We start from the raw sequence: 15,557 nt of genomic DNA, 5'->3' as shown, positions 1-15,557 counted from the left end.
GATACCACAGGCATAGTCGTTCTTATTCTGTCAGTTCTTGCTCTTTAATCTTCAACCAGTCCTCTTTCCACTACATTTTCCACGGCATCCATCTGTTCCAGGATTTCTTCACGGCGTTCATCCAAAAGTAAACCTTTGTTGTATTTGTAATACATCGCACAGTCATTTTCCCGCAGGAACGCAATGCTGTACACATTACTGTTGAGTTCCGTGACAAATACTGCCATTTCCTGGCTCTCGCCGAAAGCAGATTCCAGGAATTCAAAGCAGTGATTCAGCGTTTCCAGTGTCTTATCTTCCATTTGCTCTCTCTGCTCTTCTTCGCTGTCAAATGTGGCCTTTACAGACTCAAATTCCGGAGCTTTCTGGTATTCTTCCAATTTGCATAAAATACGCTCCATACGGTGCATTTCCGCCTTTGTAAGCTGTCCGGCGACCTTCTTCTGTTCAACTTCCCGCCTAAGAGACTGAATTTTCGCAGCAAGGACCTCTCCCGGAACTGCACCTTCCTTTTGCAATTCCTCTTTATAAGCACACAGCTGAGCAAACAGTCCCTCCACAAATTTTTCCATCTCATATTCTTCTTTAAAAAGTTCTGCCATCTTTCCGACCAGAAGATTTACCACACTCAGCCGCTCATCAAACGACGCAAATTTCAAACGTTCTAAGGTATCTTTTTCATAATATCCTGCAAGGATCCGCTCCAGTCCATACTCCTTCTGATACTTTCGGTAAAGCTCCAGATAATTTGCAAAATCCTTCGCTGTCTTCCAGTGCTGGAGGTACTGATGCACAACCTCACGATCCACCTCTTTACCAAGCTTTTCATAAACCTGGATCAACCTTGACAGGTCTTCCCATCCTCTGGCTGTGACAAACATTTTTCCATCTACTGTATTTTCCATACGATAGAAATTCTCTTTTCGAAGTTCCAGATAAGAAAGCACTGCAGGATGGATTCCAACCTGATACGCATATTCCTTCCAGACATCAAAATCAGCTTCCACATCGATCCGCTTGATCCGGTCCAGTGTCACCACATCAAATTCCCGCACCGACTTATTATATTCCGGCGGATTCCCTGCCGCCACAATGATCCATCCATCCGGCACACTCTGATTACCAAACATCTTGCACTGTAAAAACTGCAGCATAGTCGGCGCCAACGTCTCTGAAACACAGTTGATCTCATCAATAAACAGGATTCCCTCTTTCATGCCGCTCTGCTCTATCTTTTCATATACAGCAGCAATAATCTCACTCATCGTATACTCGGTTACCGAATACTCTTTTCCACCGTAGATCTTTGTCTGAATAAACGGAAGCCCGATCGCACTCTGTCTGGTATGGTGCGTGATCGTATACGCAACCAGTCCGATCTCACATTCCCTTGAAATCTGCTCCATGATCTGTGTTTTTCCAATTCCCGGAGGTCCCATCAGAAGGATCGGTCTCTGATGGATTGCCGGAATCTGATATTCTCCATATTCATCCTTCATCAGGTATGCCTGCACCGCATCCTTGATTTCCTGTTTTGCACGTTTAATATTCATCTATTTCTCACTCCTCTCAAATCTTCTTCATCCAGAACCAGTTTCATCGCCCACGGCGGAACTTCCTGTTCTTCTGCCCCGTCGTCCATAAATACAAACGCGGTCTGGTACAAAGGCATTTTCTGCGGATAAATCCCCTGTCCATCGGTAAAATAGATCACACCCTTCAGTTCAGTGAACCGGTGCGTCGCGATCAGATCATCAATATAGGCAAACGCCGGTCTGAAATCCGTTCCACCTTCCCCGGCAAGATCCAGCTTTTCCATATATTCCTGTAATTCTTCTTTACAGGTAATCTTCCTGTCCGACTGCACCTGGTCATCACATTGTATAATGTGGATATTGACTCTCTGAAAAAAGCTCTCTGCTTCACTTAAAATGCCATAGGTCTCCTCCAGGAATTTTTTTACCAGATCTCCTGAACAGGACATGGAAGTATCGATCACGATTGCAAAATCCTCCACTTTTTTCACTTCTTTCCATTCCTGTGGCTCGATCAGAGGCATATTTCCATAAAGGCGCAGTCCATAACTGTAAAATACATAATCAAAGCTGTCATCATCCACGGTAACCTCTTCCTTCAGTACAGCAAATTTATGCAAAAAGCTGCGGTAGTCATATCGCTGTCGGTTCTCTACCCGGACCTGATCCAAAAAATGCCCGGTATTTGATGCTGCTTCTTTCGAAAAAGTTTCCATATCGGTCTGCATTTTCTCGCTGATATCCTGCCACCTCTGGTTCATTTCGCTTTGTTTTTCATCATCTTCATCTTTTGCCCAGTACTTGTGATCATCCACGGTAAATTCCCGGACCATGCGCTCCATCTCTCTGTCCGAAAGCTTCCATCTTACCAGTACTCCATAAATTTTTTCCGCTGTAAATACCTTGATTTCCTCTTTCAGATCCCGGTAGGTTCTCTGTCTGATCCAGGACTGGCTTTTTCGTATATTCTGGAGGTTCCAGTCATCAATCACAGATTCTACCGCAATATCCGCCGCCAGGTTCCATACAAGCTCTTCCCGTCCATTTCTGCGAAATACATGTCGGAAAATGCAGTGCAGAACCAGATGTAGATAGGCGCGGTTTACCCCGATCCGGTTCTGCCTGTACTCACCTCCCAGCATCTGCCCGTTAAAATACATTGTCTCTCCGTCTGTAGCAAGAAGGTCTACCGAAAAATCCTGTACATAATAAAACGCCGAAAGCGCCACATCCATAAATCTCATCTTCATATACAGTTCGTTCCTCGTCAGAACCAGTATTTTATGTCCGATTTCTTCCAGACCCTGTTCTAATGACATTTCTTCCAATCTTTCCACCTTCTTTTACAATACAAACTTTTTCTTCTTTTTTGGAAAACTACGGTAACGCTCGTCCATCAAAATAGCTGAAATCTCGGCCTGTCCTGCATCTGCCGCATAAGTAATCGTTTTTCCCAACGCTTGTTCATCAAAATAATGCTCTCTGCAGCAAAAAAGCAGAACCTCCTGCGGATCTCCGGCGGCGATTTCGCGTCTTTCTTTCACCGCATGGATACAGCTTTCTCCAATTTCTTCCATATGCGCCTTTACATAATTTTCATAGCGCAGCTTTGCCGCATCTTCCAGCTTCCACGGATATCGCAGACGCGTCAGAGCCACACTGAAAATTGCCTCTTCCGAATCTCTTGCTTCAGAAAGTGCAAACAGCCGGTCGTATTTTCCATAATCCAGTTCCCGCCGGTAAAAGCACTCTCTGTACTCTCCACCGGAACCATAATAATGCGTCTCCACGATCCGCGCCGGCGTATTTTCCACCGCATCTGCGTAATATTCCGGAAACAGGATCTTCGTCTCCGTTCCCTGATAACACAGTGTTGCAATGATCTGATACCGGATCTCCGTCAGAATTTCCTTAAGACAGGACTTATTTCCATCCATAAAATCAATCTCCACCTTCTCCAGACGGCATCCGGTAAATACCCCGCTCCCCATCCGCACGATTGCATCTGTCCCATGGAAAAGTTTCAGATTCATACATCCATAAAACGCATAATTTCCAATTGACTGTACGGTAGACGGAAGATGGATCTCCCTTACTATTCCACCACAGCAGAGTTCTTCCGGCTGCGCAAAACGATCATCCTCTTCATCTGTCTCTGTCTGATAAACAGATGCATTTTTCTCTTCTTCATCTTTATGCAGTGAAAATGTATATGGAGCAATGCGGATGACAGGAATTCCCTCTATCTGCTCCGGTACTTTTATGATTCCTGAATCCTGCCAGATCCTGAGAATTTCAAGTCCGTTTTCTATTTTCTGATATTGTATCTTCATAAATTTCACTCCTGAAATTGATTCTGTCTGTTCTATCCAATTAAGGATTATAGCAAAAAAAAGCAGATTTTTCCATTATCCACTTCACACAATATATCGAAATTTCACGAAATGTATCGTTATGAACAAAATTATTTACATATCTATAGAATTCCTTTATTCTATAGTTAGATAGTCGGTATGAATATTTGAAGGAGGTACTTATGTATGACGTCAGGCATGTATTAAGAAAAGCCGGTCTCCGTTCCACCTACTCTGGTTATAACTATCTTGCTTCAGCAGTCGCTCTCGTTCTCAAAGATCAGGAATTTTATATGAAGAACGTAACCTCTAATCTCTACCGTGTTGTCGGCGAGCAGTATGGCGTTTCCAACATGTGCGTTGAAGCCGCCATCCGCACAATGATCAACAGTTATTGGAATCAGAATTCTAATAAAATTTTAAGCCCGCTGCTTGGTTATCCTGTATTTGACAAACCGACCGCATCCGAATTTATTTCGATGCTGGCGGATTATATCCAGGATCATTCCCCTCGTTAATTATAAGATACTGCGTAGAATTTATGCATTATCGCATATCAGCATGGTATATACAGAATAACATTAGTAGGCCGGCATTAAACAAGGTGCAGCCTATGAGGTTGCACCTTGTTTATCGAACCGGATTTTTATAACATAATTTTTATAATTGGGGACGTTTTTCCATACTCGCTGTTTTAGTTGCCACAGCTACAATTTGAATCCTTATCAAACTCCGGATTGATTGCATAAAAGTTCTTACTGTTCAGATTATCCTGAACGATCCTTAAACTTTCTCCAAATCTTTGGTAATGTACAATTTCCCGTTTTCTTAAAAACCGAATTGGATCACATACTTCCGGGTCTTTTACAAGCCTTAAAATGTTGTCATACGTCGTCCTGGCTTTCTGTTCCGCAGCCATATCTTCATGTAAATCTGTAATTGGGTCACCCTTGGACTGAAAATAAGTTGCTGTCCACGGTGTTCCACTGGCTGCCTGCGGCCAAAGTGCAAGTGTGTGGTCCACATAATATTTATCAAAACCAGAAGCCTTAATTTCCTCCGGAGATAAATCCTTGGTAAGCTGGTAAACAATGGCACATATCATTTCCATGTGGGCAAGTTCCTCTGTGCCAATATCGGTTAAAATTCCTGTCACTTCTTTGTACGGCATGGTGTACCTCTGTGATAAATAACGCATGGACGCAGCTAATTCTCCATCCGGTCCACCGAACTGACTGATGATTACCTGGGCCATCTTCGGATTGGTCTGGGTAATTTTTACGGGATATTGTAAACGTTTTTCATAATTCCACATAAACTAACACCCTCCTTCCTGCCACGGCCATGGCTCATTGATCCAGTTCCATCTGTCTGAGCAGGAAGGAACAGCGGTATCTACTGTGAGTGGTCCATAATGTTTTGCATATTCTTTCAACAACTGGTTCCTTTTTTTATTATATTCATAAAAATAGTCCAGTGCTTCCTGATCACGAGGATGAGTGTCCAGATAAAGCTTCACATCATCTACCGCAAAGCTCGCATGACCAATCTGCATCAGGAGATCTTTTCTACAAGGTTTGGAATTTGGCATTTCATTCATGCGTTACATCCTCCTTTCCCCTTAAACGGAAGATCAAGCTCTTCGAATATGGTTCCTCTGTGGAATCCTTTTCCGGCTTCGTATATGTGTCTCCAGCTCTGCCATGGCACATAAGCCATTGCGATCGGCATTCCATCTAACGCATCGTCCCGGTCGCTACATCCAGATCGTTCTCGGTAAACAGGTACTGCCATCGATGGATTTCTTCCATCATTGTTCGCCATACATGAATTACTATTACAGCTATTGTTATTATTGCCACACCCACAATTTGCACGTCTCATATATGGATTATTATTTCTGCAATTTTGCATTGTTTTGGCTCCCCTTTCTTATATCTGCAATATTATTGTATGGTAATTTTTTAAAAAGGGTTCTGACTTTTGCATCCGGTATAATCTGATGCCCGTTTCCGTTTCAAACAGGTCGTAACATCAATAATGCCGCCAGACCATTTCTGATCTGACGGCATCTTTCTTTAGTATTTTATGATGTAACCGGATTGCTCCATTGCTATGCAATTCCCGCAATCCTCGAACACCTCATACTCCCATAAAACGGCGTGTTCACATCATTTTATGAATTTTTACCAAGTGTAACCTTGATATCTTTCTCTGTATATTCACCATTCTTATCCGGGATCTGTACGGTAAGCGTTACCTCTTCTCCGGCTTTATAATACTGAAGTTGTTCCTGAAGAGAGCTCATACCACTGATGGAACTTCCCTCAAAACCAGTAATGATCGATCCTTTTGTAAGACCGGCTTTCTCAGCTCCGCCACCACTCATAACTTCTTTGACATAAACACCGGTCGGCATATTGTACATCTGTGCACCTTCTTCAGATACATCGTATCCCTTGATTCCAAGATATCCTCTTTCTTCATCTGAAACCTTGCTTCTTGTCTCTTTATTCATCAGATTCTGGATAACATCACTTGCATCAGAAATCGGAATCGCAAATCCCATACCCTCTACTGCCGAGCTGTTGATCTTTGCAGAGTTGATACCGATTACCTCACCATTTGCATTCAGAAGAGCTCCACCACTGTTACCAGGGTTGATTGCTGCATCTGTCTGGATGTATTCTCCGTCAAATCCATCAATTGTTCGTCCGGTTGCACTGACGATACCAGTTGTAACAGACTGCCCATAGCCAAGCGCATTACCGATTGCAATAGCAGGTTCTCCAACCTTCAGAGAATCTGAATCTCCAAGTGTTGCAACCTTAATCGCATTCATTGTATCGTCTGAAATTTTATCAAGCGGAACGGCTACGACTGCAAGATCCCTTGCGGAGTCTGTTCCTTTAATCTGCGCTTCCACGCTGTTACCATCATTAAATGTAACAGTAAGTGTATCGCTTCCTTCTACAACATGGTTATTGGTAACAACCAGGAGTTCTGAATCATTCTGGCTGATGATGATACCCGATCCGGCGCTTTCACTCTCCTGCTGGCTGATTCCTCCGAAGAAATTCTGTACTTCCTGTACGCTCATATTGGTAATAGAAACAATTGACGGAAGTGTATTTTCAACGATATCTGATACATCAGATGTCACTGTACTGGTAGATGTTGTAAGCTTTGCGTTCGATACAGTCTTTGTTGTGCCTACGGTACTCTTTGTATTCTTTCCAAGCAGCTTACCAGTCAGATAACTGGTTCCCTGCATCGTCACACCGCCGACTGCCCCAAATAATACGGCTGCTCCTACAACAAGTGCTACTTTTTTCATGTAACCTTTTTTCGGCTTTGAAGTCTTCGGATCCTTCTGTGGTCCTGCTCCGAATCCCTGCTGATTGCCTGCTCCTCTATTTTCATCTGAATCTGGTCTGTAATAATTGTACTGATTGTCCATCATTCAAGACTCCTTTCTTTTCCTTTTCTATAGTTAAGAGTTTAGCCCATAATTGTGATGAAAGTGTGATAAAATATGAAAAAAAAGATGAACGGCACATTTTTATGTCGTCCATCTCGTTTATTCAACAGGAAATTCCGCTGGAACTTCTTGCATCACTTTATTCAACCGTTACAGATTTCGCCAGATTACGCGGCTTATCTACATCCAGTCCCTTTGCAACGGATACATAATATCCCATCAGCTGCAGCGGAATCACTGCAAGCGATGCCTCAAAATGCTCATCTGTCTTCGGAATGTAAACCACAAAATCAGCAGTATCCTCAATGCTGTAATTGCCATAAGTTGTAAGTCCCATCAGATATGCACCACGGCTCTTGCACTCTACCATGTTGCTGATCGTCTTTTCATATAATTCCGGCTGTGTCAGCACACCGATCACAAGCGTTCCATCCTCTATCAGAGAAATGGTTCCGTGCTTGAGTTCTCCCGCTGCATATGCCTCTGAATGAACGTAACTGATCTCTTTCATCTTCAGGCTGCCTTCCATACAGATTGCATAATCAATTCCACGTCCGACAAAAAATGCGTCCTTTGCGTTTGCCTGCTTTGCTGCAAACCACTGGATTCTTTCTTTATCTTCAATAATCTTTTCAATCTTCTCCGGGATTGCCTGTAATTCGGCAATATAATTTTCATACTGCTCTTCAGTGATTGTATTTTTTACTTTGGCAAACTGAATTGCAAGGATGTAAGAAGCCATCAGCTGTGTACTGTACGCTTTCGTTGTTGCCACAGAGATCTCCGGTCCTGCAAGAGTATAGAATACCTTATCCGCTTCTCTTGCAATAGAAGATCCGACTACATTGACAATTCCAAGTGTACGGATTCCCTGTGCTTTTGTCTCACGGAGCGCTGCAAGACTGTCTGCGGTCTCTCCTGACTGGCTGATAATGATCACCAGACCATTTGGATCCAGAATTGGCTTACGGTAACGGAATTCAGAAGCCAGCTCCACACGAACAGGAATCTTCACCAGATCCTCGATCACATACTGTGCCACCATACCTACATGGTAAGCAGAACCACATGCTACAATGTAAATCTGGCTTGTTCTCCGGATATCCTCTTCCGCTAATCCGATATCTGTCAGATCAATCTTTCCGTCTTTTAATACAGAATTCAGAGTATCCTTAACCGCTCTTGGCTGCTCATGGATCTCTTTCATCATAAAATGCTCAAAACCAGCTTTTTCAGCTGCCTCTGCATCCCAGTCAACAGTTTTCATTTTTTTCTGGATCTCTTCTCCGTCCAGATTGTAGAAGGTAATTTCCTCTTTGCTGACCTTTGCCATCTCCAGGTTGCCAATATAGTATACATTTCTTGTATATTTCAAAATAGCCGGCACATCTGATGCAATAAAACTTTCTCCATCTCCTACGCCAAGAATCATCGGACTGTCTTTTCTTGCCACATAAATTTCTTCCGGATAATCCTTGAACATCACAGCAAGCGCATAAGATCCACGAATACGGACCAGAGAATGGTTGATCGCATCTACCGGTGTTCCTTCATACTTTTTATAATAATAATCGATCAGCTTAACAGCAACCTCTGTATCCGTCTCAGAGTAGAATGTATATCCTTTGCGGAGCAGCTTGTTCTTTAACTCCTGATAGTTTTCAATAATACCGTTGTGTACAGCAACTACATTGCCATCGTCACTCATATGCGGATGCGCATTGTTCTCTGACGGTTCCCCGTGTGTTGCCCATCTGGTGTGACCGATTCCACAGGTTCCCGGAACGGCTGCACCACCATTTGTCTTCTCAAACAGTACTTTCAAACGGCCTTTCGCCTTGATAACTTCTGTCTCTTCTGTTCCATTACGAACAGCAAGTCCTGCTGAATCATATCCACGATACTCCAGCTTCGACAGTCCATCCAGTAAGATCGGAGCCGCCTGCTGCGATCCAACATATCCTACGATTCCACACATTTATCTATATCCTCCAGTCTTTTTTGCGAAAATAAATTTTACTCTTTTCGTTACATTGTAGCAAATATGGGACTTTTTGTAAAGAATAAGCGGGAATAACAATCGTCATCCCCGCCTTTCTCTTTAATCCAAATCAATAAAATCCATTTCGAAAGTATCACCTTTTTTACGCTTTTCTTTCTTGATATTATAATCATCGAACGAATCAAAGTCGTCATCATCAAACTCATCAACGCTACGAGTATCATCACTTATTCCTTCGTCATCATAATCATCGTCGAAGTCATCATCATAATAATCATCATCGTCGAAATCATCATCGAAGTCGTCATAATCATCTTCGAAATCATCATCCTGTCTCTTTTTGAACTGTGATTTCTTTTCTGCCTTAACAGGCTGGATCGGTTTTACCGGATTACGTTGCGGCTCATCGTCCAATTCATATTCATCATACAGATCATCCAACTCTCTGTTGCGGTTATGTAACTTCACAACGGAAACAAGAAGGAAGATTACCAGAAGAATAACGATAACTGCTGCCGCTGCTACAAACCAGATCAGATGATCGGAAATCTTTTCTAAAATTGCGTCAAACTTGCTTGCACTCTTCTTATCCGGTGTAGTCGCAGACTTCGGAGTCTCCATTCTCTGATAAGTATGCTCTACAGAGTCATATAAATAGAGGGATTCTTCACCGTCATTATTTACTGCATATAATACATAGAAACCATCGCGGTCCGGTTCATCCCAGATTTCAAAAGTCTTGCCGTTGATCTCCAAATTTCCTTTTGAATACTTTGATGGCATAGACACTTTACTGCCTGCATCAAAAATTACGATAGAATAAGTATCTGAAATCACAACCTGTTCTGCCGGTGAGAAGCTGCTGTCAGATGAATCATACATCCAGAAATCGCCTTTTCCATCACCGTCTACCAGGTAAGCCATCTGAAGTCCTGTCTTTTCCTGCACAGCACCTTTATACGTCGAATCATTATAAGTAAGCTCTCCTGCTGTAAATCCAGCTGGAATCATGCTGTCTGAGAAATCACCGGATAAGGTATACTCCTGACCATCAATCGTGACACTTGCTCCATTCGCAACATCTTTAATCTTGCTTGGATCTCCTGCTCCGATCGTAACATCCGCATATCCTTCTTCACATGCCACACTTGATCCAGCGCTGTCTGTAACCGTCGCATCTCCCTGTTCAAGTCTTGTACTTCCTTCCTGGAGAGCCTGGAATTTCATTGTAAACTCAATCCGGTCACTGCTTCCGTCACCTGAACCTCTAAATGTCAGATTACCATCCGTGTCTGCATTCACTCCGTCTCCCTCTTCAAATCGCATATAAGAAGGATCGTAAGTCATATGAATCGTCGCGTCTCCGATTACATCTCCGCTGACAACTGCTGTACCTGTGATCGTAAATTCATCCCCGACACTTGTCTCAAGATCAGAAAAGAATATCACACCATTTGCAGCTAGCGCCATCACAGAAAAACCTGGTACGATCAGACATACAGACAAAAGAATTGTCGCTATTTTTTTCGTAAACTTCATCTTCATGTACTTTCCTCTTTCTAACCATATTAATTGTAAGTATAAATACTCTTAGACTCTATCTTACACTTTTTATGGGGAAATGTCTACTTGTTTGTAGAATTTCTCATTGTATCAATTTACGGACAACTCCGTTCTGCTTTTTTTATCTGAAGAAAAACCCCGGCATAAACCGGAGTTCTTCTCTAATTTACATTTTCTGTTGTCCCGCCTGCATTGCTTTCTGCGCCTCCACCGGGATCCGGAGTTGGTGTTGAATCCGGTGCCGGATCTGGTGTTGGTGTCGGATTTGGCGCTGGATCCGGTTCCGGCGTTGGAACTGGAGTCGGTTCCGGCGTTGGAGCTGGAGTCGGTTCCGGCGTTGGAGTTGGTTCTACATAAGTATTATCATCATATCCTCCATTCCATGAATTGTCCCAGGAATTTCCTCCGTCATACCAGTAATCATTCGATCCGTCATTATAATTATACTGATAATTATCCTGCGTATACCCCTGCCATGCATCCGGCGTTTCAATACCACTTGTATCTACACCTGCATCTGGCTGATTCATTGGCTGGTCCTGATTATCGGTATTTTCCTCCTGCTGGTTTTCAGCCTCTTCAGCTCTTTTCTTTTTCAAAATGTTAATATCTACATCGTTAATCAGCATATCGTAGAATGTAGATTTCTTTTTCAGTTCCTTATCTAATTTTTCTCTTCCGCATTGTTCTGTAAGAGTCTCCACACCTGAAAATAAATTCACACCAAGACCAAGTTTCTCTCCTGTAATCTCTGCTCCCAATGCTGCAAGTGTCGTTGGAAACATATCCATTGTAGAAAATTCTCGATTATGTGTTTTTTCAAAAGAAGTATCAAGATTTTCTGGTAAATTTATAAATGCATTATATACACTTCTCTCATAATCGTCACTCACATCATTACAAAAATCAGAATCCATTGTTAAATGATCCCCGCTTATTATAATTGTTGTATTCTCATAAAATGGCTGCTCCTGAATCCACTTAACAAATGCATCAACCTGTCTACTTGAACATGCCATTACATTTGCATATTGATTATCTCCAAATTCATTTTGACACTGCTCACATACATATCCATCTTCAAAATGAGTATCTACTGTCAACATTGTAAAATTAAATGGCTCGTCCTTTGTTCCTATTTCGCTTAACTTTTCTTTTGCATTTTCAAATAACTTTTGATCTTCATACCCCCACCATACCCAATAACCTTCTGGGATTTTTCCTTCTTCTACAGCCGTAGTATAATCAAATATTTCTGTTTTACCATGACTCTCAAAGTATGTTCTCCTTCCTCCAAAAGTAGCATCTGATCCAATCATAAAATATTGATTATATCCTTCTTCTGATAAAATATCTTCTAAATTTTTTGCTCTTGAAGAAAAGGATGTCTGCTCCGCTAATGTATCATTAATATCCTCATTCACATTTCTAATATCTTCTGTATTTTTTATTGGAATTCCAGATGTCTGAGCAAAAATTCCTCCCATCGTCCATGTGCATCCATACGCAGGATATCCTCCTCCCAACTTATCGCTTTGAGAAAAATTAGTATTTTCTTCTGCAAGAGTCGTCAATTCCGGAATACAGTTGAAATCCATTCCACCGCCATCTTCTTTTGACGCATAAGTGGATTCCATTGACTCCAGATAAATATAAATCAGATTTCTTTTTTGTTCCGGAAATGTAATCTTCGTTGTACGTGGATCCACATAATTCTGTTCAATAAAATGCGATTCTTTCTTCTGACTTACCAGATATTCTTTTACATCCAATTCATCATATACTTCATAAGCCGCCCTTCCTGCACTTCCACAGGCAATCACAGCTACAAGAAATAACGCAATCATACATTTTCCATGCTTATTCCTTAATCCTATAATCAGGAAAATAGATAAAAATAATACTAATACTGCCAATGGTACGCATGCATTGATCCCATCCAGTACTACATCTGAGTTTGTCCCATCAAGCGGTACTTTCAGATGAAAAATAATTTCATCGATAGACAACAGCCCCCACGTGTCTAATACCCAGTTCCCCAGATTATAAAGAATAAATCCAAGAACCGATATTATGATCATTAGAATACAATAGAATCCATATCCGATACTCTTTATCTTTGGTTTTTTCATTTTCCTTTCATTTCCTTTACTTAGTATTTACAAACATACATAATATAGTAAAGCATAAATATAAAAAAATTGCAATATTCACAAGCAATACAAATTCTAAAAAATGTTTCATTCTGTCATTGCTTAATAACTTACACTTAGTTTTTAAAGCCAAAAATTTTTCTAACCAAAGTAATCTTTGATAAAACAAATGCACCCCCTAAATCTAAAAGCACTTTACCGGCAATAATCAAAATCAACTGAATATTTGCTGACATTCCATTCACAACATATTTTTCTGTTATCTGCCACCACGGAAGAAGATCAAGTTCTACAATATGCACACACAATATCAACAAACTATATCTTCCAAGATATGCCAAACTTCCACCAATATATTTCGTCCTACACTCAATAATTTTGGAGATTAAAATAACAATCACACATGCACATATACAGCCAAAAATATCTATTATCCCTCGTCCAATATCACAATGCACTAACCAGAACGATTGGAAATTTTTTATAAATGAAATCCAAGTAAGTAGTGCAAAAAGAACTGAAAAGATTTTCACTTCCTTTGGCAACTCACTAATTTTAGTCTTTGCGCCCCTCCAGAGATATCCCATATAAATGAACATTGTAGCACATGCTCCTGCCTGTATGCTAAAAGGAAACCAAAATATTCTTCTTGAAAAATATCCTACTGCAAACAAACCCACTATAAATAACAATCTAATATATTTATCAAACTTGAACGATATTCTCAAGAAAATACTTCCCCAGAAAGTTGCCCACAAAAACCATATTGCACCAATTCCCGGTATCCAGAATGGCTCTGTATATGTATCACCTGCTCCATATAAAGCTGCATAACACCAGTTTTGAAATTCATCAAAAGCATTATTCCACCATACGCCCTTTAACGTTCCAATAATGATTATGACTATGCTGGTTATTATATATGGAACAAGCAATGTTCTTGCCTTATTTTTTATAAAACCATTCAAATCGCGCTTCTTATTCGTAAAATATCCTGTAATAAAGAAAAAAATAGGAACATGAAATGTAAACACAATTCGATTAATACTGGCATTTCCTAAATGGCCTAATATAATACAGATCATTGCTATCCCTTTAGCTATATCTATATATTGCAGTCTGGTACTTTTTGTTTTCATAACATTTATCCCCCACTCAATTTCCACATTTTCTCTGTCTTTTTCCGATATCCTTCACATCAAAATTCGCAAACGGAAGCATCAAAAACACATCATAATACGCTTCAAACATATGATGCTCCATTACTGAATGAATGCAGACAATTGCCATAGCCATTAACATATATGGAAGATTTAAGTTTTTGATTATTATAATTGAAATAATCAGCATAACCAGTATAAATACCACCCGTCCTAACCTCATCAAAATATTCACATAAGAACTATCAATAAAGAAATAGTCTGCTACCACTTCTGTTGATCCTCCATTTCCACGCATTGGAATGTCCTGTTCCCATATCTGAACATCATACCTGTCAAAAACTTCTTTTCCTAAAGAAAGTCTCGTTGAAAAAAGAGTATTTAATTTTGCCATCCATTCTATATCTGGTCGATAAAATCTTGATACTAAGATCATAAATCCAGCTAAACCATATGGTGCCACCAGACATAAAATTTTTAGTAATAGTGATGCTATATATCCCTTTCCTTTCTTTGCAGCTAATTTGTTTCTAATTTTCAAATAAACAACACATATAATCAAAATCATCATTACAATTTCACTATTCCGTACATCACAATATTTTGCAAACAGAACCACACTGATTATCATCATTCCAATTTCTATCCATGTGCATCTTGCCTGTCGGAGTACAATCCATGCTGTTATCATAAAAACAATGCCCGCCGCAAAATCTGTAGGATAAATAAACCCAAATGACATCCGCACCTGATCTCCCCTATGGTAAACCAAATTCGTGATAACTCCTGTATATCCTGCAATCATCGTACAGATTGTCATCGGAATTTCTACAATCAAATATACCTTTAAAATTTCTCTATAATCAATATCATTTGCACCAGCAATCAATAATCCCGTTTCAAGCAATGCATCAACTCCAGAATATCTCCTTGCAATTACAAATGATCCAATAATCAGAAATACAAATAATATTTTCTTTATATCCACTGGTCTCATCACCATATACCGGAACAATACTACCAGTCCAATCCCTATCTGAACACAGAAATAAAAAAAGGTGGCCACGGAATATGTGCCATCGTTGTCCAACTGTAAATCAAAACCAGCCATACGGCAAAAATTCCAAGAAAAAATATTTCTGATAAATTACATTTGAATTCATAAGATGAATTTATCCATTTTCCCTCTACCTTATTGTTAATTTACTTTATCCAATTCATTTTATTTCCTCTCTTTACAGACAGTTTAAGGGGCTGTGAAAAAAGAATAGTCCCGAAAAAAAAGAAAGACCAAGAGTTTATATTGAAC

The 15,557-nt window shown here is 40.5% G+C and carries 13 protein-coding genes; 1 reads left to right on the top strand and 12 read right to left on the bottom strand.

From position 1 onward, the window contains the following. Window positions 1-44 precede the first annotated feature (44 nt). From PGQ33_RS02285 to PGQ33_RS02275, 3 genes are read right to left on the bottom strand one after another with little or no spacing between them, the layout of a single operon-like run. Window positions 45-1,553, bottom strand: a complete 1,509-nt coding sequence (locus tag PGQ33_RS02285) for an ATP-binding protein (RefSeq protein ID WP_270205185.1) — start codon at window positions 1,551-1,553, stop codon at window positions 45-47. Next, entirely contained in the window at window positions 1,550-2,854 is a 1,305-nt protein-coding gene (locus PGQ33_RS02280; protein ID WP_117835315.1) for a vWA domain-containing protein, read from the bottom strand. Before PGQ33_RS02280 ends, PGQ33_RS02285 begins: the two co-directional genes overlap by 4 nt. 24 nt (window positions 2,855-2,878) lie before the next feature. Next, entirely contained in the window at window positions 2,879-3,868 is a 990-nt protein-coding gene (locus PGQ33_RS02275) for a leucine-rich repeat protein (RefSeq protein ID WP_270205184.1), read from the bottom strand. Between the two features lie 203 nt (window positions 3,869-4,071). On the opposite strand from PGQ33_RS02275, the gene PGQ33_RS02270 reads away from it, so the two are divergent. Then, window positions 4,072-4,407 (top strand): sporulation initiation factor Spo0A C-terminal domain-containing protein, encoded by a 336-nt coding sequence (locus tag PGQ33_RS02270; RefSeq protein WP_117556335.1) that lies wholly within the window; start codon window positions 4,072-4,074, stop codon window positions 4,405-4,407. 176 nt (window positions 4,408-4,583) lie between these two features. Here PGQ33_RS02270 and PGQ33_RS02265 read toward each other — a convergent pair whose 3' ends face one another. The 9 genes from PGQ33_RS02265 to PGQ33_RS02225 all read right to left on the bottom strand — a co-directional run bounded on the left by PGQ33_RS02265 (window position 4,584) and on the right by PGQ33_RS02225 (window position 15,236). Next, window positions 4,584-5,204 carry a manganese catalase family protein gene (locus tag PGQ33_RS02265; RefSeq protein WP_117556337.1) on the bottom strand — a complete coding sequence of 207 codons (621 nt, stop codon included), beginning with the start codon at window positions 5,202-5,204 and terminating at the stop codon, window positions 4,584-4,586. A 3-nt stretch (window positions 5,205-5,207) separates the two neighbouring features. Then, window positions 5,208-5,480 carry a spore coat protein CotJB gene (locus PGQ33_RS02260; protein ID WP_270205277.1) on the bottom strand — a complete coding sequence of 91 codons (273 nt, stop codon included), beginning with the start codon at window positions 5,478-5,480 and terminating at the stop codon, window positions 5,208-5,210. 5 nt (window positions 5,481-5,485) lie between these two features. Next, entirely contained in the window at window positions 5,486-5,803 is a 318-nt protein-coding gene (locus PGQ33_RS02255) for a spore coat associated protein CotJA (RefSeq protein ID WP_243002763.1), read from the bottom strand. A gap of 262 nt (window positions 5,804-6,065) precedes the next feature. Next, complete coding sequence (locus PGQ33_RS02250; protein ID WP_118217309.1) at window positions 6,066-7,349, bottom strand: S1C family serine protease; 1,284 nt, start codon at window positions 7,347-7,349, stop codon at window positions 6,066-6,068. Between the two features lie 160 nt (window positions 7,350-7,509). Continuing rightward, window positions 7,510-9,348 carry a glutamine--fructose-6-phosphate transaminase (isomerizing) gene (glmS, locus tag PGQ33_RS02245; protein ID WP_270205183.1) on the bottom strand — a complete coding sequence of 613 codons (1,839 nt, stop codon included), beginning with the start codon at window positions 9,346-9,348 and terminating at the stop codon, window positions 7,510-7,512. A 123-nt stretch (window positions 9,349-9,471) separates the two neighbouring features. Continuing rightward, window positions 9,472-10,917, bottom strand: coding sequence for a hypothetical protein (locus PGQ33_RS02240; RefSeq protein ID WP_270205182.1), 1,446 nt, complete (start codon window positions 10,915-10,917; stop codon window positions 9,472-9,474). 179 nt (window positions 10,918-11,096) lie between these two features. Next, window positions 11,097-13,067, bottom strand: coding sequence for an LTA synthase family protein (locus PGQ33_RS02235; RefSeq protein ID WP_270205181.1), 1,971 nt, complete (start codon window positions 13,065-13,067; stop codon window positions 11,097-11,099). Window positions 13,068-13,204: 137 nt separating this feature from the next. Continuing rightward, complete coding sequence (locus PGQ33_RS02230) at window positions 13,205-14,227, bottom strand: acyltransferase family protein (RefSeq protein ID WP_270205180.1); 1,023 nt, start codon at window positions 14,225-14,227, stop codon at window positions 13,205-13,207. 16 nt (window positions 14,228-14,243) lie between these two features. After that, window positions 14,244-15,236, bottom strand: coding sequence for a hypothetical protein (locus tag PGQ33_RS02225; RefSeq protein ID WP_270205179.1), 993 nt, complete (start codon window positions 15,234-15,236; stop codon window positions 14,244-14,246). Window positions 15,237-15,557 lie beyond the last annotated feature (321 nt).

It is taken from the genome of Coprococcus sp. AM100_B19A (assembly GCF_027662015.1).
GTDB classification, from domain to species: Bacteria; Bacillota; Clostridia; order Lachnospirales; family Lachnospiraceae; genus Allocoprococcus; species Allocoprococcus comes.
This window is presented reverse-complemented; position numbering and strand designations above follow the sequence as displayed.

What these genes read in the sequence shown, in the direction of transcription:
- PGQ33_RS02285 (WP_270205185.1), bottom strand. Translation starts at nt 1,553, where the DNA reads ATGAATATTAAACGTGCAAAACAGGAAATCAAGGATGCGGTGCAGGCA.
- PGQ33_RS02280 (WP_117835315.1), bottom strand. Translation starts at nt 2,854, where the DNA reads ATGTCATTAGAACAGGGTCTGGAAGAAATCGGACATAAAATACTGGTT.
- PGQ33_RS02275 (WP_270205184.1), bottom strand. Translation starts at nt 3,868, where the DNA reads ATGAAGATACAATATCAGAAAATAGAAAACGGACTTGAAATTCTCAGG.
- PGQ33_RS02270 (WP_117556335.1), top strand. Translation starts at nt 4,072, where the DNA reads ATGTATGACGTCAGGCATGTATTAAGAAAAGCCGGTCTCCGTTCCACC.
- PGQ33_RS02265 (WP_117556337.1), bottom strand. Translation starts at nt 5,204, where the DNA reads ATGTGGAATTATGAAAAACGTTTACAATATCCCGTAAAAATTACCCAG.
- PGQ33_RS02260 (WP_270205277.1), bottom strand. Translation starts at nt 5,480, where the DNA reads ATGCCAAATTCCAAACCTTGTAGAAAAGATCTCCTGATGCAGATTGGT.
- PGQ33_RS02255 (WP_243002763.1), bottom strand. Translation starts at nt 5,803, where the DNA reads ATGCAAAATTGCAGAAATAATAATCCATATATGAGACGTGCAAATTGT.
- PGQ33_RS02250 (WP_118217309.1), bottom strand. Translation starts at nt 7,349, where the DNA reads ATGGACAATCAGTACAATTATTACAGACCAGATTCAGATGAAAATAGA.
- glmS (WP_270205183.1), bottom strand. Translation starts at nt 9,348, where the DNA reads ATGTGTGGAATCGTAGGATATGTTGGATCGCAGCAGGCGGCTCCGATC.
- PGQ33_RS02240 (WP_270205182.1), bottom strand. Translation starts at nt 10,917, where the DNA reads ATGAAGATGAAGTTTACGAAAAAAATAGCGACAATTCTTTTGTCTGTA.
- PGQ33_RS02235 (WP_270205181.1), bottom strand. Translation starts at nt 13,067, where the DNA reads ATGAAAAAACCAAAGATAAAGAGTATCGGATATGGATTCTATTGTATT.
- PGQ33_RS02230 (WP_270205180.1), bottom strand. Translation starts at nt 14,227, where the DNA reads ATGAAAACAAAAAGTACCAGACTGCAATATATAGATATAGCTAAAGGG.